Annotated in this window: 19 protein-coding genes and 1 pseudogene; 17 read left to right on the top strand and 3 right to left on the bottom strand. The window is 60.6% G+C overall.

What is annotated here, in order from left to right; all coding sequences use genetic code 11:
• The first annotated feature begins 94 nt into the window (after positions 1 to 94).
• The 10 genes from B9Z37_RS10230 (at position 95) to B9Z37_RS10185 (ending at position 11,972) form a co-directional block, all read left to right on the top strand.
• Positions 95 to 1,948, top strand: coding sequence for a feruloyl-CoA synthase (locus tag B9Z37_RS10230; RefSeq protein WP_108312911.1), 1,854 nt, complete (start codon positions 95 to 97; stop codon positions 1,946 to 1,948).
• Between the two features lie 96 nt (positions 1,949 to 2,044).
• On the top strand, positions 2,045 to 3,301 hold the full coding sequence (locus B9Z37_RS10225) for a thiolase family protein (RefSeq protein WP_108312910.1): 1,257 nt from the start codon (positions 2,045 to 2,047) through the stop codon (positions 3,299 to 3,301).
• 152 nt (positions 3,302 to 3,453) lie between these two features.
• Positions 3,454 to 4,218: an SDR family NAD(P)-dependent oxidoreductase gene (locus B9Z37_RS10220; protein ID WP_108312909.1), complete on the top strand. Its 765-nt coding sequence runs from the start codon at positions 3,454 to 3,456 to the stop codon at positions 4,216 to 4,218.
• 139 nt (positions 4,219 to 4,357) lie between these two features.
• Positions 4,358 to 4,777 (top strand): acyl-CoA thioesterase, encoded by a 420-nt coding sequence (locus B9Z37_RS10215; RefSeq protein WP_108312908.1) that lies wholly within the window; start codon positions 4,358 to 4,360, stop codon positions 4,775 to 4,777.
• A 77-nt stretch (positions 4,778 to 4,854) separates the two neighbouring features.
• Positions 4,855 to 5,988: an ABC transporter substrate-binding protein gene (locus tag B9Z37_RS10210; RefSeq protein ID WP_108312907.1), complete on the top strand. Its 1,134-nt coding sequence runs from the start codon at positions 4,855 to 4,857 to the stop codon at positions 5,986 to 5,988.
• Positions 5,989 to 6,117: 129 nt separating this feature from the next.
• The gene (locus B9Z37_RS10205; RefSeq protein WP_108312906.1) at positions 6,118 to 7,158 is read left to right on the top strand and encodes a branched-chain amino acid ABC transporter permease; all 1,041 of its coding nucleotides are present in this window, start codon (positions 6,118 to 6,120) and stop codon (positions 7,156 to 7,158) included.
• 2 nt (positions 7,159 to 7,160) lie between these two features.
• Complete coding sequence (locus tag B9Z37_RS10200) at positions 7,161 to 8,930, top strand: branched-chain amino acid ABC transporter ATP-binding protein/permease (RefSeq protein ID WP_108312905.1); 1,770 nt, start codon at positions 7,161 to 7,163, stop codon at positions 8,928 to 8,930.
• 1 nt (position 8,931) lies between these two features.
• On the top strand, positions 8,932 to 9,660 hold the full coding sequence (locus tag B9Z37_RS10195) for an ABC transporter ATP-binding protein (protein ID WP_108312904.1): 729 nt from the start codon (positions 8,932 to 8,934) through the stop codon (positions 9,658 to 9,660).
• A 15-nt stretch (positions 9,661 to 9,675) separates the two neighbouring features.
• A complete protein-coding gene (locus B9Z37_RS10190) occupies positions 9,676 to 11,397 on the top strand; it encodes an acyl-CoA dehydrogenase family protein (protein ID WP_108312903.1) in 1,722 nt (573 codons plus the stop codon).
• Between the two features lie 80 nt (positions 11,398 to 11,477).
• Positions 11,478 to 11,972: a MarR family winged helix-turn-helix transcriptional regulator gene (locus B9Z37_RS10185; RefSeq protein ID WP_167394366.1), complete on the top strand. Its 495-nt coding sequence runs from the start codon at positions 11,478 to 11,480 to the stop codon at positions 11,970 to 11,972.
• Here B9Z37_RS10185 and B9Z37_RS10180 read toward each other — a convergent pair.
• A pseudogene (locus tag B9Z37_RS10180) lies at positions 11,963 to 12,592 on the bottom strand (OmpA family protein). The gene B9Z37_RS10185 and the pseudogene B9Z37_RS10180 sit on opposite strands and share 10 nt — an antisense overlap.
• A gap of 206 nt (positions 12,593 to 12,798) precedes the next feature.
• Here B9Z37_RS10180 and B9Z37_RS10175 point away from each other — a divergent pair.
• The 7 genes from B9Z37_RS10175 to B9Z37_RS10145 all read left to right on the top strand — a co-directional run bounded on the left by B9Z37_RS10175 (position 12,799) and on the right by B9Z37_RS10145 (position 20,744).
• Complete coding sequence (locus B9Z37_RS10175) at positions 12,799 to 13,968, top strand: fumarylacetoacetate hydrolase family protein (RefSeq protein WP_108312902.1); 1,170 nt, start codon at positions 12,799 to 12,801, stop codon at positions 13,966 to 13,968.
• An 80-nt stretch (positions 13,969 to 14,048) separates the two neighbouring features.
• Complete coding sequence (locus B9Z37_RS10170; RefSeq protein WP_108312901.1) at positions 14,049 to 14,399, top strand: FKBP-type peptidyl-prolyl cis-trans isomerase; 351 nt, start codon at positions 14,049 to 14,051, stop codon at positions 14,397 to 14,399.
• 164 nt (positions 14,400 to 14,563) lie between these two features.
• Complete coding sequence (locus tag B9Z37_RS10165) at positions 14,564 to 15,142, top strand: hypothetical protein (RefSeq protein ID WP_146179729.1); 579 nt, start codon at positions 14,564 to 14,566, stop codon at positions 15,140 to 15,142.
• Between the two features lie 77 nt (positions 15,143 to 15,219).
• The gene (grpE, locus tag B9Z37_RS10160; protein ID WP_205872579.1) at positions 15,220 to 15,768 is read left to right on the top strand and encodes a nucleotide exchange factor GrpE; all 549 of its coding nucleotides are present in this window, start codon (positions 15,220 to 15,222) and stop codon (positions 15,766 to 15,768) included.
• 189 nt (positions 15,769 to 15,957) lie between these two features.
• Positions 15,958 to 17,886, top strand: a complete 1,929-nt coding sequence (dnaK, locus tag B9Z37_RS10155) for a molecular chaperone DnaK (protein ID WP_108312899.1) — start codon at positions 15,958 to 15,960, stop codon at positions 17,884 to 17,886.
• 146 nt (positions 17,887 to 18,032) lie between these two features.
• A complete protein-coding gene (dnaJ, locus tag B9Z37_RS10150) occupies positions 18,033 to 19,175 on the top strand; it encodes a molecular chaperone DnaJ (protein ID WP_108312898.1) in 1,143 nt (380 codons plus the stop codon).
• Positions 19,176 to 19,379: 204 nt separating this feature from the next.
• Positions 19,380 to 20,744 carry an MBL fold metallo-hydrolase RNA specificity domain-containing protein gene (locus tag B9Z37_RS10145; protein ID WP_108312897.1) on the top strand — a complete coding sequence of 455 codons (1,365 nt, stop codon included), beginning with the start codon at positions 19,380 to 19,382 and terminating at the stop codon, positions 20,742 to 20,744.
• A 6-nt stretch (positions 20,745 to 20,750) separates the two neighbouring features.
• Here the strand turns inward: B9Z37_RS10145 and B9Z37_RS10140 are convergent, their stop codons facing one another.
• Positions 20,751 to 21,215 (bottom strand): cyanophycin metabolism-associated DUF1854 family protein, encoded by a 465-nt coding sequence (locus tag B9Z37_RS10140; RefSeq protein ID WP_108312896.1) that lies wholly within the window; start codon positions 21,213 to 21,215, stop codon positions 20,751 to 20,753.
• On the bottom strand, positions 21,212 to 23,536 hold the full coding sequence (locus B9Z37_RS10135; RefSeq protein ID WP_108312895.1) for a cyanophycin metabolism-associated ABC transporter: 2,325 nt from the start codon (positions 23,534 to 23,536) through the stop codon (positions 21,212 to 21,214). The genes B9Z37_RS10140 and B9Z37_RS10135 overlap by 4 nt, the downstream gene beginning before the upstream one ends.
• Between the last annotated feature and the right edge of the window lie 157 nt (positions 23,537 to 23,693).

Here is a 23,693-nt window from a genome sequence, read left to right as displayed (position 1 = left end):
AAAAGATGTCGTTCCCGCGCACGCGGGAATCCATTCCAGAAATGGATCCCCGTTTTCACGGGGATGACACGACACAGATCGAACGGAGACAAGCATGAACGCCCCCAAATTCCGCCCCCTGAAGTTCGGCGTCACCCGCGTCACGCTGCGCGACGGTGTGCCCGGCACGCATTACCTGACGGCCGAGCAGCCATTGCAGCCCTTTGCCGAACGCATGACCGACCGCCTGCAACATTGGGCACAAACCAAGCCCGAGCACAGCTTCATGGCGCGCCGCGTCAAACAAGCTGACGGCACCACTGGCGACTGGCAACACATCACCTACGCCCAAGCTTGGCAGACGGCGCGCAGCATTGCACAAGGCCTGATCAACCGCGGCCTGAGTGCCGATCGCCCGGTGGTCATCCTGAGTGAAAACAGCCTGGAGCACGCGCTGCTGGGTCTGGGTTGCATGCTGGCCGGTGTGCCTTATGTGCCCACCTCGCCGCCTTATTCGCTGGTGAGTGTGGACTACGACAAGCTCAAGCACGTCCTCAAGACCGTCACGCCCGGCATGGTGTTCGCATCGGATGCCCGATACGCCAAAGCCATTGCCGCAACCGTGAGCGACGACATGGAAGTGGTGTTGGTCGAAGGCGGTGTGGATGGCCGCCAAGTCACCCCATTTGACAGCCTGTGCGCCACTGCGGCCACGCCTGCAGTGGACGCGGCGATTGCGGCCACAGGCCCCGACACCATCGTCAAGTTTTTGTTCACCAGCGGCTCGACCAAGCTGCCCAAGGCCGTCATCAACACCCAGCGCCTGTGGTGCGCCAACCAGCAGCAAATGGCCCAGTCCATGCCGGTGCTGGCCGAAAAGGAACTGGTGTTGGTCGACTGGCTGCCCTGGAACCACACCTTCGGTGGCAACCACAACGTGGGCATGACGATCTACCACGGCGGCACGCTCTACATCGACGACGGCAAGCCCACGCCCGCCCTGATCGGTGAGACCCTGCGCAACCTGCGCGAGATCGCGCCCACGGTGTACTTCAACGTGCCCACCGGCTTTGAAGCGATTGCCAACGCGATGAAAACCGACGACCAGCTGCGCAAAACGCTGCTCTCGCGCGTGCAGATGTTCTTCTACGCCGGTGCCGCTTTGGCGCAACCCATCTGGGACAGCCTCTACGAATCACAAGAGCGCGAAGTGGGCGAGCGCATCGTCATGGGCACAGGTCTGGGCATGACCGAGTCGGGCCCGTTCGGCATCTTCGTGACCAACCCCTTTGTGCATGCCGGTGACTTGGGCGTGCCCACCCCCGGACTGGAACTCAAGCTGGTGGACATGCAAGGCAAAACCGAGGTGCGCTACCGCGGCCCCAACATCACCCCCGGCTACTGGCGCAACGCCGAAGAAACTGCTGGCGCTTTTGACGAAGAAGGCTTCTTCAAAACCGGCGATGCGGTCAAGTGGATCGACGAGACCGATGTGCACCTGGGCCTGAAGTTCGACGGCCGCATTGCCGAAGACTTCAAGCTGGCCACCGGCACCTTTGTGAGCGTGGGCCCGTTGCGCGGCAAGATCATCGCCGCAGGCGCACCCTACATCCAGGACGCGGTGCTCACTGGCCTGAACATGAAGGAAGTCGGTGCCATGATTTTCCCGACACCGGCTGTGCGTGCGCTCAGCGGTCTGGGCGCAGACGTGCCCATGTCCGACGTGCTGGCCTCCGCCCCGGTGCTGGCCAAGTTCCAGGACATCGTCAACGAGTTGGCCAAAACCGGCACCGGCAGCGCCAACCGCATTGCCCGCCTGTGCCTGCTGAGTGAGCCACCCACCATTGACAAGGGCGAGATCACCGACAAAGGCTCGATCAACCAACGCTCGGTGCTCACGCACCGCGCCGACACGGTGGCGGCGCTGCACGCCGACACACTGCACTACATCGTCAAACCCCAAACATAAACCATTCATTTGTCATACCCGCGAACGCGGGTATCTATGCCTTCGATGAACATGGATGCCCGATCAAGTCGGGCATGACAAAACCCTAGGAAAAAAATGACAGCCAAAGGATTTTTCAACGCGTTTGCCGATGTGTGGATGCACGAAGGCGTGCGCACGCCCATGGTCGATTACTGCGGCGCACTGGGTCACATCTCCCCCACGGACCTGGGCATCAAGGCGGCACGCGAAGCTTTGAAGCGCGCAGGCATTGCACCCACCGAGATCGGCTCGGTCATCACCGGCAACATGGCCCCTGGCGACTTTGACCAGTTCTTTTTGCCGCGCCACATCGGCTTGTATGCCGGCGTGCCCCAAGAAGTGCCCGCCATCATGACCCAGCGCATTTGTGGCACCGGCTTTGAGCTGTTCCGCCAAGCGGGTGAACAGATTGAAGCGGGCGTGTGCGAGGCGGCGCTGGTCGTCGGCACCGAGAGCATGACACGCAACCCGATTGCCGCCTTTGACCACCGCACCGGCTTCAAGCTGGGCGCACCCGTGGGCTTCAAAGACTACATGTGGGAAGCATTGAAGGACCCGGCCGCGGGCATCAACATGATCCAGACCGCCGAGAACCTGGCCAAAAAATACAACATCACCCGCGAAGAGGTGGACCAGTTCGCCTCCGACTCGTTTGCCAAGGCCGTGGCCGCCCAAGCAGCCGGTTTCCATGCGGGCGAAATCGTGCCTGTGGTCACTGAAAAGTTTGAACTCGAAGGCTACAAGGCCCGGGGCATCAAGCTGCAAGGCAAAGTGACCGAGGTCAGCACCGACACCCACGCCCGCATCTCCCCGATCGAGGTGCTGGCCAAACTCAAGCCCGTGTACGAAGGCGGCGTGCAAACCGGTGGCAACAGCGCAGCCCTGGTCGATGCGGCTGCGGCTTGCGTGGTCACATCGGGTGCATATGCCAAAACCCATGGCAAAAAGCCGCTGGCCCGCGTGGTGGCTGCTGCCGCTGTGGGCGTGCCGCCCGAGATCATGGGCATTGGCCCGGCACCGGCCATCCGACTGCTGCTGGAGCGCACCGGCCTGACGCTGGACCAGATTGGCCGCTTTGAGATCAACGAAGCCCAAGGCGCACAAACCCTGGCCGTGGGCCGCGAACTGGGCCTGGACTTGGCCAAGCTCAACGTGAACGGCGGCGCGATTGCCCTGGGCCACCCGCTGGCCTGCACTGGCGTGCGACTGACGATCACACTGGCACGCGAACTCAAGTGCTCCGGCTTGCGCTATGGCATCTCCAGCGCCTGTGTGGGCGGTGGGCAAGGCATTGCGCTGCTGATTGAAAACCCGGAAGGCACTGTTGAATGATCATGGACTTGTCATGGCGAGCGAAGCGCGGCAATCCCCCCTATGTATTGTCATTCCCGCGAACGCGGGCATCCATGGCATTGCTACGCATGGATGCCCGATCAAGTCGGGCATGACAAAACCAAATTCAGCGACAACAGAAAGGTACTGACATGAACATCCAAGGACAAGCAGCTCTGGTCACCGGCGGTGGCTCCGGCTTGGGCGAAGCCACGGCTCGCGAACTGGCCCGTCTAGGCGCCAAGGTCGCGGTGCTCGACCTCAACATGGACAACGCCGAGCGCGTGGCCAAAGAAATCAACGGCGTTGCGGTCAAGTGCAACGTCTCTGAACCGGACAGCATGGCCCAAGCCATCGAGACCGCTGCCGCTGCGCACGGCCCCGCCCGCATCCTGATGCAAATCGCCGGCATTGGCTCGGCCAAGCGCGTGGTCGGCAAAGACGGCAACGCCGCCCCGCTGGAAGACTTCGCCAAGGTGATCAACGTCAACCTGATCGGCACCTACAACGCCGCCCGCCTGTTTGCCGCCGCCTGCGCCAAGCTCGACCCGATGGAAGATGGTGCACGTGGCGTGATGGTGTTCACCGCCTCGGTCGCGGCCTTTGACGGTCAGGTTGGCCAACAGGCCTACAGCGCCTCCAAGGCGGGTGTGGCGGGCATGACACTGCCCATGGCCCGCGACCTGGCACAACACGGCATCCGCGTGTGCACCATCGCCCCCGGCCTGTTCAAGACGCCTCTCTTGGCCAGCTTGCCCGAACCTGTGCAGCAGTCTCTGGCGGCCAGCATCCCTTTCCCCGCACGCCTGGGCAAGCCCAGCGAATTTGCCGAGCTGGCGTGCCACATCGTGCACAACGACCACCTGAACGGCGAAATCATCCGCCTGGACGGTGCCCTGCGCATGGCCCCACGCTAAAACCACCACAACATGCGTGCACCTCACACATTTGTCATACCCGCGCAGGCGGGTATCCATGCCTTCGATGCGCATGGATGCCCGATCAAGTCGGGCATGACAGCTGAGAATCGTGTTCACGCCAACTAAGAGAAGCCTGATGAGTAAAACCGTTGTTTACGAAGTGCAAGTGATGTTCGGTGACTGCGACCCCGCAGGCATCGTCTTCTTCCCCAACTTCTCCAAGTGGATGGACGCCTCGTCTTTGAACTTCTTTGTCCAATGCGGCGTGCAGCCCTGGCGCGAGCTGGTCAAGACACGCGGCATCATCGGCACGCCCCTGCTGGAGATCAACACCAAGTTCATCCGCCCCGCGACCTATGGTGAAACCATTCAGGTCCACACCAGCGTGCAAGAGTGGCGCGAGAAAGTCATCGTGCACAAGCATGTGGTCATGCGCGGCGACACCGTCTTGTGCGAAGGCACCGAAGTACGCGCCTTCTGCATCAAGCACCCCGATGATCCCGACCGCATCAAAGCCATCCCGGTGCCCGAAGACATCAAGGCCTTGTGCTCCTGACCCGGGCATTTGCGCTGTTCAACCCTTTCGTTTTCCCCTAACCTGTGTTTTCCAACCCACCCTCCGAGGAGACAAGCATGAAACTCAAGAAAACCCTGCTGGCTTTGGCCATCACCACCGTGTCCAGCACCGCTGCGCTGGCTGATATTAAGATCGGCGTAAGCCTGTCGCTGACCGGTCCCGGCTCCGGCCTGGGCATCCCGATGCAAAAACAGCTGCAACTGTTTCCCAAGACCCTGGGCGGTGAAAAAGTACAGCTGATCATCCTGGACGATGCCACCGATCCCGGCAAAGGCGCAGCCAATGCCCGCCGCTTTGTGACCGAAGACAAGGTCGACCTGATCTTTGGCTCCTGCATCACCGCTGTGGCGGCCGCCATGACCGACATCGCCTCTGAAGCTGGCACGGTGCAAATCGCAGGCTCTCCCGTGGGCGTGCCCCCAGGCAAAGACAAATGGCTGTTCCGCCTGCCCCAGTCCAACACCGTGATGGGCCACGCAGTAGTCGAGCACATGAAAAAGCAGGGCGTCAAGACCGTCGGCTTTTTGGGCTACACCGACGCCTATGGCCAGCAGTGGCTGGACGCGGTCGGCCCCATGCTGGACAAGGCCGGCATCAAGCTGGTGGGCACCGAGCGTTTTGCCCGCACCGACACCAGCGTGACCCCACAAGCCTTGAAGCTGACCTCCGCCAATCCGGATGCGATGTTGGTGGTGGCCTCGGGTTCGGGCGCAGCCATGCCCCAAATGGGCTTAGTCGAGCGCGGCTACAAAGGCAAGGTCTACCAGACACACGCCGCTGCCACACCTGACTTGTCCCGCGTGGGCGGCAAATCGGTGGAAGGCACTTTTGTGGTCTCCGGTCCTGCACTCTTGGGCGACCAGTTGCCCGACAACCACCCTTCCAAGAAATTGGCCTTGGACTTCGTGCAGAAGTTTGAAAAAGAATTTGGTGCCAACTCACGCAACCAGTTTGCTGGTCACTCCTACGACTTCCAGGTGGCCACCGAGAAAGCCATCCCCCTGGCCCTGAAGAAAGCCAAGCCCGGCACCCCCGAGTTCCGCGCCGCCATTCGTGACAGCCTGGAGACCATGGGCCGCACCGTGTTCGCCCATGGCGTGATGAACTGGACACCGGCTGACCACTGGGGTTACACACTGGAAACAGGCGTGATGACCAAAGTGGTAGACGGCAAGTTCAAGGTCGAATAAGACCCGCCACCGTTTGCAGGGGCTTCTCTTTTTGGGAGCCCACCTCTGCAACGCTTGACGCTGTGCTGCCCCATGACTGGGGCAGCACAGCTTCACCAGGGCTCCTCTTGTTTTTCTCCAAGGCTTCCCATGGACTTTTCCATCGCCAGCATTTTGCTGCTCGACGGCGTCACCAATGGTGCGATCTATGCCCTGCTCGGGCTGGCCACTGTGCTGGTGTTCACCGTGACCCGCGTGATCTTCATCCCGCAAGGCGAATTCGTCGCCTATGGCGCACTGACCCTTGCCATGCTGCAAACCGGCAAAACGCCCGGCACCGTGTGGTTGCTGTTGATATTGGCGGGCGTGGCCACCTTGATGGAGTTGATCGCGCGTTGGCGTCACCATGGCAAGCTGCTGCGCGCTTTGCGCTCAGCCCTCAAGACCTTGGTGTTTCCCGTCCTCGTGTCGCTGCTCGCCATCTGGTCAGCGCCGCAAATGTTTCCGCTGTGGGCTCAGGCCTTGCTGAGCGTGGCCATCGTCACCGCATTTGGCCCCCTGGTGTACCGCGTGGCCTACCAATCTTTAGAGGCCGCAACACCTTTGGTTCTGCTCATCGTGTCGGTCGGTGTGCACTTTGCCATGACCGGTCTGGGCTTGTTGTTCTTTGGTGCAGAAGGCTTTCGCAACCCGCCATTTTGGGACGAGCGCTTCACGCTTGGGCCGGTCATGTTGTCCGGTCAGACGGTGATCATATTCGGCGTGTCGCTGGCCCTGATTGTTTTGCTGTGGCTGTACTTTGAGCGCTCGATGCGCGGCAAGGCTTTGCGTGCAACCGCTGTCAACCGCACGGGAGCCCGTCTGATGGGCATTTCCAGCCACACCTCGGGCCAGTTGACCTTCCTCATGGCCGCACTGATCGGAGCCCTGTCAGGCCTGCTCATTGGACCCACCACCACCGTGTTTTACGACTCGGGCTTTTTGATTGGCCTCAAGGGCTTTGTGGCAGCGGTCATTGGCGGCCTGGCCAGCTACCCCGGCGCGCTGTTGGGAGCCCTGTTTGTCGGCATCGTCGAAGCATTTGGCGCTTTCTGGGCCAGTGCCTTCAAGGAAGTGATCGTCTTCACCCTCATCTTGCCCATCCTCCTCCTGCGCTCTTTGCGCAGTGGCCATTCGGACGAGGACCATTGATCATGCTCAAAAAACAAAACATCGCCTTGCTTTTGCTGGCCGCAGCGGTCCCGCTGATTGCCCTGGCCCCCCTGCCCGACTTCTGGATCGCCCAGCTCAACTACATCGGGCTGTATGCCCTGGTGTGCCTGGGTCTGGTGCTCTTGACTGGCGTGGGTGGCCTGACCTCGTTTGGCCAAGCGGCCTTTGTGGGCATCGGCGCCTACACCACCGCCTGGCTCACCCTCAACACCGGCATGTCGCCTTGGCTGACCTTGTTTGTGGGCCTAGGGTTCACCGCCGTCAGCGCAATGGTCGTGGGCCTGATCACGCTGCGCATGTCGGGCCACTACCTGCCGCTGGCCACCATCGCCTGGGGCCTGGCGCTGTATTACCTCATGGGCAACTTGGATGCCCTGGGCAAATACGACGGCCTGCTGGGTCTGAAAAGCCTTTCCATTGGCAGCATCGACATCGGCCAAGGTCGCCTGTTCTTTGTGCTGACTTGGGCCATTTTGCTGGCCGGGGCGATTGCGCTGCTCAACCTGCTGGACTCGCGACCTGGCCGCGCGATCCGCTCGCTCAAGGGTGGCTCGCAAATGGCCGAGGCCATGGGCATCAGCACCTTCCGCTACAAAGTCACCATCTTCGTCATCGCGGCCTTGTTCGCCTGCGTCTCGGGCTGGTTGCTGGCGCACTTCCAGCGCACCGTCAACCCGTCCGCCTTTGGTCTGAAGATGGGCATAGAGTACTTGTTCATGGCCGTGATCGGCGGCGTAGGCCATGTCTGGGGGGCCATTGTGGGCGCAGCACTCATCAAGCTGCTCGACGACTACCTGCAAGTGGCTTTGCCCGCGCTGATCGGCACCAGCGGCAGTTACGAAGTGATTGTGTTTGGCATCACCATGGTGCTGGTGCTCAAGTATTTGCCTGACGGCCTGTGGTCGGTCGTGGCACGCAAGCTGCCCAAAGCACCGCGCAGCGTGGACTGGCAGCATGCAGCCGACTTGCCTGCACGCAGCAAGCCCGCGCAAGGTGATGTGGTGCTGCAAGTGGACAAGATCCGCAAACAATTTGGTGGCCTGACCGCCGTCAACGACATCAGCTTCGACATCGCTGCGGGACAGATCGTGGGCCTGATCGGCCCCAACGGTGCGGGCAAATCCACCACCTTCAACCTGATCACTGGCGTGTTGTCCAAAACCAGCGGACAGGTCTTGTTCCGTGGCAGCGACATCAGCGCCATGCCTTCACGCGACATCTCGCGCCAGGGCATGGCCCGCACCTTCCAGCACGTGAAGATGATCCCCGACATGACCGTGCTCGAAAACGTGGCCATGGGTGCCTACACCCGTGGTCGCAGTGGGGTGGTCTCGTCCATGCTGCGCACCAACCAGGCCGAAGAGCAAAGCCTGATGAAAGAAGCCCAGCGTCAGCTCGAACGCATCGGCATGGGCGCTTACCTGCATGAGCAGGCCGGCAACCTGGCCATGGGCCCACAACGCCTGATGGAAATCGCCCGTGCCCTGTGCTGCGATCCTGCGCTGCTGCTGCTGGACGAGCCCGCTGCCGGTTTGCGCCACAAGGAAAAACAAGCCTTGGCCGCCGTGCTGCGCCAATTGCAAAGCGAGGGCATGAGCATCTTGCTGGTCGAACACGACATGGGCCTGGTGATGGACGTGTGCGACCATCTGGTGGTGATGGAGTTCGGCACGCTGCTGACCCAAGGCACCCCCGCTGAAATTCAGGCCAGTCCTGCCGTGCGTGCGGCTTACCTTGGAACGGAACACTGACATGTCGACCCCTCTTCTCAAAGTCACCGACCTGCGTGCGGGCTACGGCAAAGCCGAAGTGCTGCACGGCCTGAGCCTGCAAGCCGACAAGGGCAGCGTGATCACCGTGATCGGCCCCAACGGCGCTGGCAAGTCCACCTTCTTGAACAGCCTGATGGGCATCCTGCCCGCCAGGGGCCAGATCGAGTTCGATGGCCAGTCGATCACCGACCTGACGCTCGAAGAACGCGTGATGCAAGGCATTTCGCTGGTGCCTGAAAAGCGCGAGCTTTTTGGCACCATGAGCGTGGAAGACAACCTGGTGCTGGGCGGCTACCGCCAGATGCGCTTGGGCAACGCGCAGTGGCGCAGCCGCTTGGACGATGTGTTCGACCTGTTCCCCCGCCTCAAGGAGCGTCGCCTGCAAGAAGCAGGCACGCTCTCGGGCGGTGAACGCCAAATGCTGGCCGTGGGCCGCTCACTGATGTCGCGCCCATCGCTGTTGATGCTGGACGAACCCAGCCTGGGCCTGGCCCCGCTGATCGTGAAGGAAATTTTCACCATCATCGAAACCCTGCGCCAAACCGGCGTGACCATCGTGCTGGTAGAACAAAACGCCCGCGCCGCGCTGGCCGTGGCCGACGATGGCTATGTGCTGGAAATGGGTGAAATTGGACTGCACGGCAAATCCGCCGACCTGGCCCAAGACCCCCGCGTGATCGACACCTATTTGGGTGCCGCCAAAAAGTAATTGACCGGATCGAGCATGAACGCCTACCAACCCCGCACCGACGACATGCAGTTTGTGTTGTCCCGCGTTTTGAACGCGCCCGCCCAGCTGCAAGCCCTGCCCGCCTTTGCCGAGGTGGACCCTGGACTCATGCAGCAAGTGCTCGACGAAGCGGGCAAGTTCGTGGGTGAGGTGATCGCCCCGCTCAACCGCGACGGCGACGAAATCGGCGCGCAGTGGAAAGACGGCGCGGTCAACATGCCGCCGGGCTTCAAGGACGCTTACCAAGCGTTCTGGCAATCGGGTTGGCCTGCGTTGGCTGCCAGTGCCGAAGACGGCGGCCAGGGCCTGCCCAGCGTGCTCGAAGCCATGCTCTACGAAATGCTGTCCGCCGCCAACCACGGCTGGACCATGGCGCCCGGCCTGCTGCATGGCGCTTACGAGTGCATCAAGCACCACGCCAGCGATGAGCTCAAAGCGCAGTATTTAGAGAAAGTGGCCACCGGCGAATGGCTGGCCACCATGTGCCTGACCGAGCCGCATGCAGGCTCCGACCTGGGCCTGGCCCGCACCAAGGCCGTGCCCCTGCCCGACGGCAATTACGCCGTCAGCGGCACCAAAATTTTCATCTCGGGTGGCGAACACGACCTGACCGACAACATCGTGCACCTGGTGCTGGCCCGCCTTCCCGACGCGCCCCCCGGCCCCAAAGGCCTGTCACTGTTCCTGGTGCCCAAGTTCTACCCCGACGGCTCGCGAAGCCGCGTGCACTGCGACCGCATCGAGGAAAAAATGGGCCTGCACGGCAGCCCCACCTGCGTGATGCGTTTTGACGAAGCGGTGTGCGCGATCGTGGGCGAGCCCGGCAAGGGCCTGAACGCCATGTTCGTCATGATGAATGCGGCCCGATTGCATGTGGCCCTGCAAGGCATTGGCCTGTTGGACGCTGCTTGGCAAAAAGCCGACGCCTATGCGCAAGAACGCCGCCAGATGCGTGCGCCGGGCAAAGGCAAAAGCGCGGGTGAAGCCGACCTGATTGGCGAGCACCCCGCCATGCGCCGCATTCTGGACACGCAACGCGCTTGGGTCGATGCCGGTCGCGTGCTGGCCTACCGCACCGCGCTCGAACTCGACCTGATCAAACACAGCCAAGATGCCGACACCCAAGCCGCAGCCCAGCACTGGTGCGCCTTGGTCACGCCGGTCATGAAATCGGTCTTCACCCACCAGGCCTTCCATGGCGGCAGCGACTGCCTGCAGGTGTTTGGCGGCCACGGTTATGTACGCGAATGGGGCATCGAGCAGATCGTGCGCGACGCCCGCGTGGCCATGATCTACGAAGGCACCAACGAAATCCAGGCGATTGACCTGCTGGTGCGCAAGGTGCTGGCCGATGGTGGCCAGAGCATGAACGCGCTGCTGGACACGATCGCGGCCGACTTGCCACACGGCGCTAAAGCCAGTACTGCAGCGCAAGCCCGCATCCAGACGCTGCGCGCCGTGACCGAGCAGATCGTCAAGGCCGCGCCGCAAGACGCCGCCTTGGCCTTCCGTGTGGCCGACGACTACCTGCGTGCCGTGGCCCTGGTGCTGATGGACTGGGCCTGGCTGCGGATTGAAGCCGGTGTCGATGCCAACACCCCGAATGCCGCCGCACGCTGGCTGGCCCCGGCTAAGGCCTTGCGCAGCTGGGTGCTGCCCGAGTTTCAGATGCGCACCTTCATCATCGTGCAGCAATGCACAGCGGCAGCGGCATAAGCACCCACGCCATGTCCAGCCCCGAAAAACTCCTGCCAACCAAACTTGCAACAAGCTCGGTGAAGGCGCGCACCCGTGCCATGCAGAACCTGAAGGGCAAAGCGCCGCGCACGGCCTCCTCCAAAAAGCCCAGCGCGGGCCCGGCGGTCGACAAGGTGGACACGGCTTATCTGCAAACCCTGATGGGCTACAACGCCCGACGTGCAGCGTTGAGCATCATCGAATTGTTTTTGGAGCGACTGGCACCCTATGGCCTGAAACCGGTGGATTTTTCGGTCATGTCCACCATCCAGCACAACCCCGGCGTGACTTCGCGTCAACTGTGCGCCACGCTCAACCTGCTGCCCCCCAATCTGGTGGGCTTGATCCAGTCGCTGGAGTCTCGCGGCCTGATCGAGCGCAAACCCCATCCCCACGATGGCCGCGCCGTAGGCCTGCACGCCACCCCCAAAGGCCAGGCCTTGATGGTGCAGGCCGAGCAAACCGCCAGCGACCTGGAAATAGAAAAAACCGCCAAGCTCACGCCAATACAGCGAAAAACGCTGCTGGCGCTGCTGCAAAAAATTTACCTCTGACCGCGCTCAGCCAAAAAGATTTCAATCCGGCGGTTACGGGCACGGCCTGCTTCGGTGTTGTTGTCTGCAATTGGTTCACGCTCACCCCGACCATCAATGGCGATGCGGCTGGCATTCACACCACGCGCCACCAAATAATCGCGCGCACTTTGTGCCCGGTTCACCGACAAGGCATTGTTCAATGCGTCACTGCCCACATTGTCCGTGTGGCCGATGATGCGCACCTCCGTGCTGAGCTGCTGCGACAAGCCTTGTGCAAACTGGTCCAGGATGGGTCGCAGGTTCGGCTTGATGTCATAACGTCCCGAGTCAAAAGAAATATCGTTCGGGATGGTGAGTTTGAGCTGGTTGTCAGGTGTTTGTGTGACCACCGTGCCGGTGCCAGCGGTCGCCGCTTCCATGGCGCGCTTTTTGTCTTCCATGCTCTTGGACCACACATAGCCACCCAAAGCGCCCAGCCCGGCACCAATGGCCGTGGATTTCGTGTCACGGCCCAAAATCTGACCTGCGACCGCACCCATCAATGCGCCGGTGCCCGCCCCCTTTTGTTCCGGCGTGGCCGTGGCGCAACCGGTCTACAAAATGGCTGCTGCACAAGTCGCAGCGCCAAAGGCTTTCAAGGAAATTGGCTGGTTCATCTGGAGGGTCCTTTCAATCCATGGCGTGAACTCTAAGCCGAATGCACCGCCATGACCGTACTGCAGCGCACAAAATTGCAAGCAATTGCGACAAACCTTCTGACCCCACCAACACGCCAAGCCTGTGCGTGACAGCTTGCGCCGGGCCAATCTGGCAAGATATACGCCATTGATTTGTTAACCCCCCCATGAACACCACCTTACCCACCCTCAGCGACCGTGCCTTGCTCATTGGCCGCATTTGGCAACCCAGCCTCGGCCCGGTCTTGGTCGCGGTCACCCCCGATGACGTGCTCGACCTGTCCAGACTTGCCGCGACCTGCAGCGATTTGCTGGAACAAGATCAAGCAGCGGTCAAGGTTCGGCAATTCATCGCTTCCGGCCAAGCCGCCCGATTGGCCGAAACCTCAGCCGTTTTGGCCAACAGCGACGAGCCCAGCCGCAACCCAGCCTTGCCTTGGTTCATGGCCCCTTGCGATTTGCAAGCCATCAAAGCGTCGGGCGTCACCTTTGTGGCCAGCATGCTCGAACGCGTGATCGAAGAGCAAGCCCGAGGCGATGCCAGCCGGGCCGAAGCGGTGCGTCAGGCCGTGGTGGCGGTGATCGGCGACAACCTGCGCAGCGTGAGACCCGGCTCACCCGCGGCCGCCAAACTCAAAGAGGTGCTGCTCGCCCAAGGCATGTGGTCGCAATACCTGGAGGTGGGCATCGGGCCAGATGCTGAAATCTTCACCAAAGCGCAACCCATGAGTGCCGTGGGCCCCGGATCACAAGTGGGCATTCACCCTGGCAGCCAATGGAACAACCCCGAACCCGAAATCGTGCTGGCCGTCAACTCGCGTGGCGAGGTGGTCGGGGCCACCTTGGGCAACGACGTGAACCTGCGTGACTTTGAAGGTCGCAGCGCCTTGCTGCTCGGCAAAGCCAAAGACAACAACGCCAGTTGCGCCATCGGCCCATTCATCCGCTTGTTTGACACCGACTTCGGCATCGACGATGTCCGCCAGTGCGATCTGAGCCTGCAAGTGCAAGGCCCAGAAGGCTTTGTGATGCAAGGCAGCAGCTCACTCAGCCAGATCAGCCGCGACCCGCTGAACCTGGTGGCCCAAGCCATGGGCAAATACCACCAATACCCGGACGGCATGCTGCTGTTTCTGGGCACCATGTTTGCCCCCACGCAGGACCGCCATGGTCCGGGCCAGGGCTTCACGCACGTGGTGGGTGATGTGGTGAGCGTCTCCACCCCACTCTTGGGCACATTGGTCAACCGTGTCACGACCTCGGACCAGGCCGTCCCATGGGTCTATGGCACACGGCAATTGATGCGCGATCTGGCACAACGGGGGCTGCTGGCATAATTTTGGCTTTTCGCCCTGCGCCAGTCCCCATGGGACATCCCCCTTAAAGGCACAGGGCACCACTGACAGAAAGCCACTCCATGAACACCACACCCTCCGGCCTGCAATACGAAGACACCGTCGTGGGCGAAGGCGCTGAAGCCACCCCTGGTCAAGACGTCACCGTGCATTACACCGGCTGGCTCTACAAAGACGGCGTGCAAGGTGCCAAATTTGACTCCAGCCGCGACCGCCGCGACCCCTTTGTGTTCGGTTTGGGCGCAGGCATGGTCATCAAGGGCTGGGACGAAGGCGTGGCTGGCATGAAGATCGGTGGCCAACGGACCCTGATCATCCCCGCCGAGTTGGGTTACGGTGCACGCGGCGCTGGCGGCGTCATTCCGCCGAACGCCACCCTGAAATTTGACGTGGAATTGCTGGCAGTCGAGTAATTCGACAGGACATGCCGCTTGACTTGAGCCTTTGGCGGAGCGTGTGTGGCTTGCTCTTGGCGTGGGCATTGATTGACTTCAACCCCGTCTTGGCAGAAACCCTTCACGTTCCGTCGATTCCAAGGCCACAGTCACAGCCTGCATCGACAGCAGCAGCCAAAACCTTGTCTCAAAGTTTGGCAAAGCGGGACAGGCAACAGCTGGCGATGGCCAGAGAGTGCGCCAAAGATGTCGCCGGGGTCAATGCCCGCGAAAAAAGCAACACCCTGGTGGCTGAATTCGAGCTTCGCTACGAGGTGCTGCTCGACACACCGCAAATCTACTCACTCGTCCAGCGGCTGAACATCCATTGCATTGGCCCCTATCCTGCGTTTGCAGAAAATGCCCTGGTGTTCGATTTGGCAACAGGTCAACACTACAACCCCTTGAGGCTTTATGCCATCACACGAAACGGCCCTGACGGCGCTGAATTTTTGCCGGCAATTCGGACACTGATTCGCCAAGCCCTGATCGCTGGACGCCAGCCGACAGACCAGAAAAACGAATGCCTTCGGGTTCTGAAACGCGACGACATCAGGCTCCTTGAAAAGGACACCTTGGGTTTAGGTGCCCAAGGTCTGCATGTCATGTATTCGGGACCGCACGTCGTACAGGCGTGCTACGGTGATGTGGTCTTGCCCTACGCCCGACTGAAAAAGTTTCTGAACACCCAAGAAGCCCAAAGAATCCATTGGGTGCACTGAATTTTCAGCAAAGCCCCTCTTGAAAACAGGGATTGACACCCCCAACTGATTGAAATCATTGATAAAAACATCGAAAAATGTCTGAACCCACTCAACCCATTCCCCAAGGCAACCCTGCCGAAGAGCCATCCACCGCCGCTGAGGCCGCCCAGTCACTCGACCCGCTGGCCGATGCCCAGGCCGAACTGGCCAACCTGAAGGCACAAAATGCCGATCTGGCCGACCAGTACCTGCGCGCCCAGGCCGATGTGCAAAACGCCCGCCGCCGTGCCGACGACGAGATCGCCAAGGCTCGCAAGTTCGCTGTTGAAGGCTTTGCCGACAGCTTGCTGCCCGTGCTGGACAGCCTGGAAGCCGGTCTGGCCATCCCCAACGTGACCCTTGAGCAAATGCGCGAAGGCTCCGAAGCCACATTGCGTCAGCTCAAAAGTGCACTGGAGCGCAACAAAGTGATTGAAATTGCACCTGCAGCGGGCACCAAGTTCGATCCACACCACCACCAAGCCATCAGCGTGGTCCCTGCCGAGCAGGAACCCAACACGGTGGTCACGGTGCTGCAAAAGGGCTACCAAATCGCCGACCGGGTGTTGCGCCCAGCCCTGGTCACGGTCACGGCGCCCAAATAAACCCCGCTTTCCACCCAAACTGTCACCCCAGACTTGATCCGGCGTCCATGACTTCAAACGCATGGATCCCGGCTCGGGGGCCGGGATGACAGCCAGCATGACCTTTTTGAGCGTAAGGGGACTTGAAAAGCGCTCACCCCGCCCCAACTGCAAAACATCTGCACTTTTACTTAATTTCGGAGCATCAAAATGGGAAGAATCATCGGTATTGACTTGGGCACCACCAACTCGTGCGTGGCCATCATGGAAGGCAACACGACCAAAGTGATCGAGAACGCCGAAGGCGCTCGCACCACCCCGTCGATCATTGCTTATCAGGAAGACGGCGAGATCCTGGTCGGTGCATCCGCCAAGCGCCAAGCGGTCACCAACCCACGCAACACCCTCTACGCGGTCAAGCGTTTGATCGGTCGCAAGTTTGCCGAGAAAGAAGTCCAAAAAGACATCGACTTGATGCCTTACACCATTGCCAAAGCCGACAACGGCGACGCGTGGGTGGAAGTGCGCGGCAACAAGTTGGCCCCGCCACAGATCAGCGCTGAAATTCTGCGCAAGATGAAGAAAACCGCCGAAGACTACCTCGGCGAAGAAGTGACCGAAGCCGTCATCACGGTGCCCGCTTACTTCAACGACGCACAACGTCAAGCCACCAAAGATGCAGGCCGCATCGCAGGCTTGGACGTCAAGCGCATCATCAACGAACCTACCGCTGCTGCTTTGGCGTTCGGTTTGGACAAAACCGAAAAAGGCGACCGCAAGATTGCGGTGTATGACTTGGGTGGCGGCACGTTTGACGTGTCCATCATCGAAATCGCCGACGTCGATGGCGAAAAGCAATTTGAAGTGTTGTCCACCAACGGCGACACCTTCCTGGGCGGCGAAGACTTCGACCAGCGCATCATCGACTTCATCATCACCGAGTTCAAGAAAGAATCCGGTGTCGATCTGGCCAAAGACGTGTTGGCCCTGCAGCGCCTGAAAGAAGCCGCTGAGAAAGCCAAGATCGAGCTGTCCAGCTCGGCCTCGACAGACGTCAACCTGCCTTACATCACAGCAGACGCCACCGGCCCCAAACACCTGAACGTCAAGCTGACCCGCGCCAAGCTGGAGCAGCTGGTTGAGGAATTGATCGAGCGCACCATCGCCCCTTGCCGCATGGCGATCAAGGACGCTGGCGTGTCGGTCGGTGACATCGACGACATCATCCTGGTCGGCGGCATGTCCCGCATGCCCAAGGTGCAAGAAAAGGTCAAAGAGTTCTTCGGCAAGGAGCCACGCAAAGACGTGAACCCCGACGAGGCCGTGGCTGTGGGCGCTGCGATCCAGGGTCAAGTGTTGTCCGGCGACCGCACCGACGTGTTGCTGCTCGACGTGACACCTTTGTCCTTGGGCATCGAGACCATGGGCGGTGTCATGACCAAGATGATCACCAAGAACACCACGATCCCAACCAAGTTTGCACAGACTTTCTCGACCGCTGAAGACAACCAGCCGGCCGTGACGATCAAGGTGTTCCAAGGTGAGCGCGACATCGCATCCGGCAACAAATTACTGGGCGAATTCAACCTCGAAGGCATTCCACCCGCCTCACGTGGCACACCTCAGATCGAAGTGTCTTTTGACATCGACGCCAACGGCATCTTGCATGTGGGCGCCAAAGACAAAGGCACCGGCAAAGAAAACAAGATCACCATCAAGGCCAACTCCGGTCTGTCCGAAGCCGAAATTCAGCAAATGGTGAAAGACGCCGAGCTGAACGCCGAAGAAGACAAGAAAAAGCTCGAACTGGTGCAAGCCCGCAACGCCGGTGAAGCCGCTGCGCACAGCGTCAAGAAGAGCCTGACCGAGCATGGCGACAAGATCGAAGCGGCTGAGAAAGAAGCCATCGAAGCGGCCGCCAAGGACCTGGAAGAAGCATTGAAGGGCGAAGACAAAGACGCCATCGAAGCCAAAACCGAAGCCCTGATGACGGCCAGCCAGAAGCTGGGCGAGAAGGTCTACGCCGAGATGCAAGCGCAGCAAGCCGCTGCGGGTGCCGGCGCGGCCGGTGCAGCCGAAGCCAAGCCCCAAGACGACAACGTCGTGGACGCTGAGGTCAAGGAAGTCAAAAAGGGCTGATGCCCAGTGTGATGCTGTGGGAGCGAGCCGCCGCTCGCGAGTGCATTCGGCCGCAGGGGCGGCCTCCCACAAACCAGCTGCAGCGTCCCGTGCTTTGCCCGGGACGCTTTTTGCATGAAACGGCCTGAAGGCCAGGATTCAAAGTCATGGCGACAAAACGAGATTTTTACGAAGTGCTGGGCGTTGCCAAAAACGCCACAGACGAAGACATCAAAAAGGCTTATCGCAAGCTGGCGATGAAGTACCACCCTGACCGCAACCAGGGTGAAGACGCCAAGGCCAAAGAAGCCGAGGCCAAGTTCAAAGAGATCAAAGAGGCCTACGAAATGCTGTCGGACGCACAAAAACGTGCGGCCTACGACCAGCACGGCCACGCCGGTGTCGACCCCAATATGCGCGGCGGTGCCGAAGGTTTTGGCGGTTTTGGTGACGCGTTTGGCGACATCTTTGGTGACATCTTTGGGGGCCAAGGCCGTGGCGGTCGCGGTGGTGGACGACAGGTTTTCCGCGGTGCCGACCTGAGCTACGCGATGGAAATCACGCTCGAAGAAGCGGCCAACGGCAAGGACTCGCAGTTGCGCATCCCCAGCTGGGACGCCTGCGACACCTGCAGCGGCACCGGTGCCAAGCCGGGCACCAGCGCCAAGACCTGCTCGACCTGCCATGGTCAAGGTCAGGTGCAGATGCGCCAGGGCTTTTTCAGTGTGCAGCAGACCTGCCCCAACTGCCGTGGCACGGGCAAGATCATCCCTGACCCTTGCGGCACTTGCCATGGACAAGGCAGGCTCAAGAAGCAAAAGACGCTGGAAGTCAAAATCCCGGCCGGCATCGACGACGGCATGCGCATCCGCAGTGCTGGAAACGGCGAGCCAGGCACCAACGGTGGCCCTCCGGGCGATCTGTTCATTGAGATTCGCCTCAAGAAGCATTCGATTTTTGAGCGCGACGGCGACGACCTGCATTGCGCAGTGCCCATCAGCTTCACCAAAGCGGCCTTGGGCGGCGAAATCGACGTGCCCACTTTGGGCGGCAAAGCGGCCATCGACATTCCAGAAGGCACTCAGACGGGCAAGCAGTTCCGCCTGCGCGGCAAGGGCATCAAGGGTGTGCGCGGCAGCTATCCGGGCGACCTGTATTGCCACATCACGGTGGAAACGCCTGTCAAGCTCACCGAGCACCAACGCAAGTTGCTCAAGGAGTTTGACGAATCGCTCACCAAAGGCGGCGGCAAACACCAACCCAGCGGCGAGAGCTGGACCGACAAGCTCAAAGGCTTTTTCGGCGGTTGAGCGGCGTTTGTCACCTGCGATCTGACTTACCTTTGTCACCCCCGACGCGATCGGGGGTCCATGCCTTCGGCTGCCATGGATACCCGCATGCGCGGGTATGACAGTTAGGGCGCGGGTATGACAATAGTGCGTCGGTTTGGCAAAACAAGCGTCAACATGACTTGCCTCAAACGCCCTTGTTTATTTTGAGCGCAGCATGCCAGCATGAGCGCCACCATCACCTTCCTCGGCGGAGCCGACACCGTCACCGGCTCCAAGTACCTGATCGAGCACAACCAGAAGCGGCTGTTGGTCGATTGCGGGCTGTTTCAGGGTTACAAACAACTGCGCTTGCGCAACTGGAACCCGCTGCCTGCCAACCCGGCGCACATCGATGCGGTGGTGCTGACCCATGCGCACCTGGACCACAGCGGGTATTTGCCCCTGCTGTTCAAAAACGGCTTTCGCGGCCGGGTGCATGCCACAGCGGCCACTTGCGATCTGGCCAGCATTTTGTTGCCTGACAGCGGGCACATCCAGGAAGAAGACGCGTTTTTCGCCAACCGGCACGGTTTTTCTAAACATGCACCTGCCCTGCCGCTGTACACCAAGCAAGAGGCCATTCAGAGCCTGAAGGCCTTGCACGCAGAGCATCAGGGCCAGTGGTTCGAACCCATCCGCGGCTGGAAGGCCCGCTTTCAGCCTGCTGGCCACATTCTGGGCGCAGCCAGTTTGCTGCTGGATGTAGGCGGTCGGCGCATTCTCTTTTCTGGCGATCTGGGTCGTCCCGATGACCCGCTGATGAACCCGCCCGAGCCACCGCCACAGGCCGACACGGTGTTGATCGAGTCGACCTATGGCGACCGCCAACACCCCAAAGAAAAAGTGTTTGAAGAGCTTGGGCCGCTTTTGAAAAAACTGGCCGCACGCGGCGGTGTGGCTGTCGTGCCGGTGTTTGCCGTGGGGCGGGCGCAGGCTGTTCTGCACACCATCGCACAGCTCAAGGCGGCTGGAGAAATTCCCAAGGGCTTGCCGATTTTCCTGGACAGCCCGATGGCGATCCACACCACGGCCTTGTTTGAACGCCACCCGGGCGAGCACCGTTTGAGCGTGCAGGAAGTGCGCAACATGGACCATGCGGCCACCATGCTGGAAACGCCCGAGCAATCGAAATCACTGGCGCGCCGACACGGCCCCATGGTGATTTTGGCGGCCAGCGGCATGGCCACAGGTGGACGCGTGCTGCACCACTTGGCGCAATACGCGGGCGATCACCGCAACATGATCATCCTGACGGGCTACCAAGCGCCCGGCACGCGAGGTGCAGCGCTGGCCAGCGGCCACACCACGGTTCGCATCCATGCGCAAGATGTCGCGGTGCGGGCCGAGGTGGCCCAAATCGAATCGGCTTCGGCCCATGCCGATGCCAATCAGCTGCTGAGCTGGCTGCACAAAATGCCCTGTGCACCGGGGCAGGTGTATGTGGTGCATGGCGAGCGCGAGGCGTCTGACATGTTGCGTCAGCGCATCGAACACGAGATCAAATGGCGTGCGCTGGTGCCCGAGCACGGTTCGGTCTGGCCACTTTGAGGCCTATCAAAGAAAGCGGTCGAGCAGCTTGCGCGAGTGTTTGTCCATGGCCGCCAAGTCGCGGATCATGAATTGCACGCCATTGGCATCGTTGATGAGCAGCACCGTACCGGTCAGGCGACGGATGTCTTCTTCACCTTTGAGTAAAAACTGCGTGACGCCCCGATCGGTCACCACCGACCAGGTGCTGGGTGTGGCAAAGCTGCTGACATCGGTCAGCTGCAAAATTTCGGGCAAGAACTCGCGCTCATTCAAGGCTTGCACCACCTTCGCACGCAGCGGTGCGTCCAACTGCGCCAGCTCATCGATCCAGACGATCTCATGTCCATCTGCGTCCATCAGCGCCACACCCGAGTCGGGGGCCGAGACAGGATAAGCACGCAGAGCCGTCACAGGCACATGGCGCGTGCCATCTGGCATCTCCAGCACCCAGCGGCCAAAGGCATCGCGTTGCAAGTCAAACGGGCTCATGCGCTCACCTTTTGTTCTGATGCGTCGAGGCTAGCGCCCAAAACCGCTTCGGTTTCGGCCTGCCGCTGCTGGGCCTCATACAGGCGCCAATAAGCACCCTGGGCCTCGATCAACGCGTCGTGCGTGCCCTCTTCCACCACCACGCCTTTGTCCATGACCACCAGGCGATCGGCCTTGCGCAAGGTCGACAGGCGGTGGGCAATGGCGATGGTTGTGCGACCACGCACCAGGTTGTCCAGCGCCCTTTGAATCTCTTTTTCGGTCTCGGTGTCCACTGCCGAAGTGGCCTCGTCCAAAATCAAAATGCGGGGATTGATCAGCAAGGCTCGGGCAATCGAAATGCGCTGACGCTCACCGCCGGACAGCCCCTGACCGCGTTCACCCACCAGCGAGTCATAGCCCTGGGGCATGCGCAAGATGAATTCATGGGCGTGCGCCGCACGGGCCGCCGCGACGATTTCTTCGCGGCTGGCTTCGGGCTTGCCATAGGCAATGTTGTCGGCGATGGTGCCGAAAAACAAGAACGGTTCTTGCAACACCAAGCCGATTTGGCGGCGGTAGTCGGCCACTTTCAACTGACGGATGTCGGTACCGTCCAGCTCGATCGAACCATCGGTCAGGTCATAAAAACGGCAAATCAGATTGACCAAGGTGCTCTTGCCCGAACCGCTGTGGCCCACCAGACCGATCATCTGGCCAGGCTGGATATCGAGGTTGAGCTGACGAATGACCGCACGGTTGCCATAACGGAAACCCGCATCGCGCACCGTGATGCGGCCTTGCACCTGGGGCGGCAAAGCGACCGGGTTCACAGGCTCGGGCACGCTGGACACGTGGTCCAGAATGTCAAAAATGCGTTTGGCCCCCGAAGCCGCCTTTTGCGTGTTCGAGACGATGCGGCTCATCGAATCGAGACGGCTGTAAAAACGGCCGATGTAGGCCAAAAATGCGGTCAACACACCGACCGTGATCTGGTCGTCCGAGACCAGCCAGATGCCAAAGCCCCAGACCACCAGCAAGCCGATCTCGGTCATCAAGGTCACCGTGGGCGAGAACAGCGACCACACCCGGTTCAAGCGGTCGTTGACCTGCAAATTGTGTTTGTTGGCGTCTTTGAAGCGCTGGGCTTCACGGTCTTCTTGCGCAAAGGCTTTGACCACCCGAATGCCGGGAATGGTGTCGGTCAGCACGTTGGTCACTTCGGCCCAGACCCGGTCAATTTTTTCAAAACCTGTGCGCAATTTTTCGCGCACCACATGGATCAGCCAGGCAATGAAGGGCAAAGGCAGCAAGGTGACCAAGGCCAAGGTCGGGTTGATGGTGAACAAGATGACCGCCGTCATCAAGATCATCAGCACATCGGTCGCAAAGTCCAGCAGGTGCAGCGACAAGAACACGTTGATGCGGTCGGTCTCGCTGCCAATGCGGGCAATCAGATCGCCCGTGCGCCGACCGCCAAAATACTCCAAAGAGAGTTTGAGCAAATGCTCATAGGTCGTGGTGCGCAGATCAGCGCCAATGCGCTCGGACACCAACGCCAAGATGTAGGTTTTGGCCCAGCCCAGACCCCAGGCCAGCAAGGCCGATGCCAGCAAGCCCAACAAATACATGGACACCAGCGTGGGGTCGATTTCTTTGCCGTTCTGGTAGGGAATCAGGATGTCGTCCATCAACGGCATGGTCAGGTAGGGCGGCACCAAAGTGGCCGCCGTAGCCGCCAAAGTGAGCGAGAAACCCGCCAGCAAAGAGCGCTGATAAGGCCGCGCAAAACGCCACAGCTTGAACAGTGTCCAAGTGGACGGCGGTGCCAGGTCTTCCCGGCCACAGCTCGGGCATTCTTCGTCGTCATCGCTCATGACAGTCTGGCAGACCGGGCACACCGAGCCTGACAACACCGCCTGCAATGGACGGCCTTCTGAGGGGCCGCCCGATGGCGTCAGCTGCTGCGCCAACTGGCTTTCAAACTGTGCCGCCCAGCGGGCCACGGCGGCCTGCAAGCCGAGCGTGAAACGCCAAACCGCCAATTGCCCCTCTGGGCTGGTCAGTGCCAAACACCCCACACCCGCATGGTCAGTGAGTTTCAGAGACAAAACCGGCTGCAAAGCCCAGCTGGACCAGTTTTTTTCGCCTTCAAGGCGGGATAAGACCCGCTGATCGGTCAAAATGATGGCACTTTTGGCAAATCGCAAGCTGCCGTCAAGGTCAACCTCTAACCAGGCTGTTGCGTTTTCATCAGGTTGCAGACAAGAATGGACTTCAACCTGCCAAGCGTCGGGCAAAACCTGACGGGATGCAGAGGCCAAAGAAGAAGTTGATGTCATTGAAGGATGAACCGGAAGCGACTCGAACGACCACGGCGGCCGACGAGACAAAAAAACAACCATTGATGTCGCACACGACGGCACATGAACTGCCCATGACTCTTTTGAATCCAGAGCAATCTACCCGTGCCATGACGGGCCGGTCATTGTATAGCCG

It is taken from the genome of Limnohabitans parvus II-B4, from assembly GCF_003063455.1.
Taxonomy (GTDB): Bacteria; Pseudomonadota; Gammaproteobacteria; order Burkholderiales; family Burkholderiaceae_C; genus Limnohabitans_A; species Limnohabitans_A parvus.
Note: the sequence above shows the minus strand (reverse complement) of the source record. Positions and strands in the feature narration are given on the sequence as shown.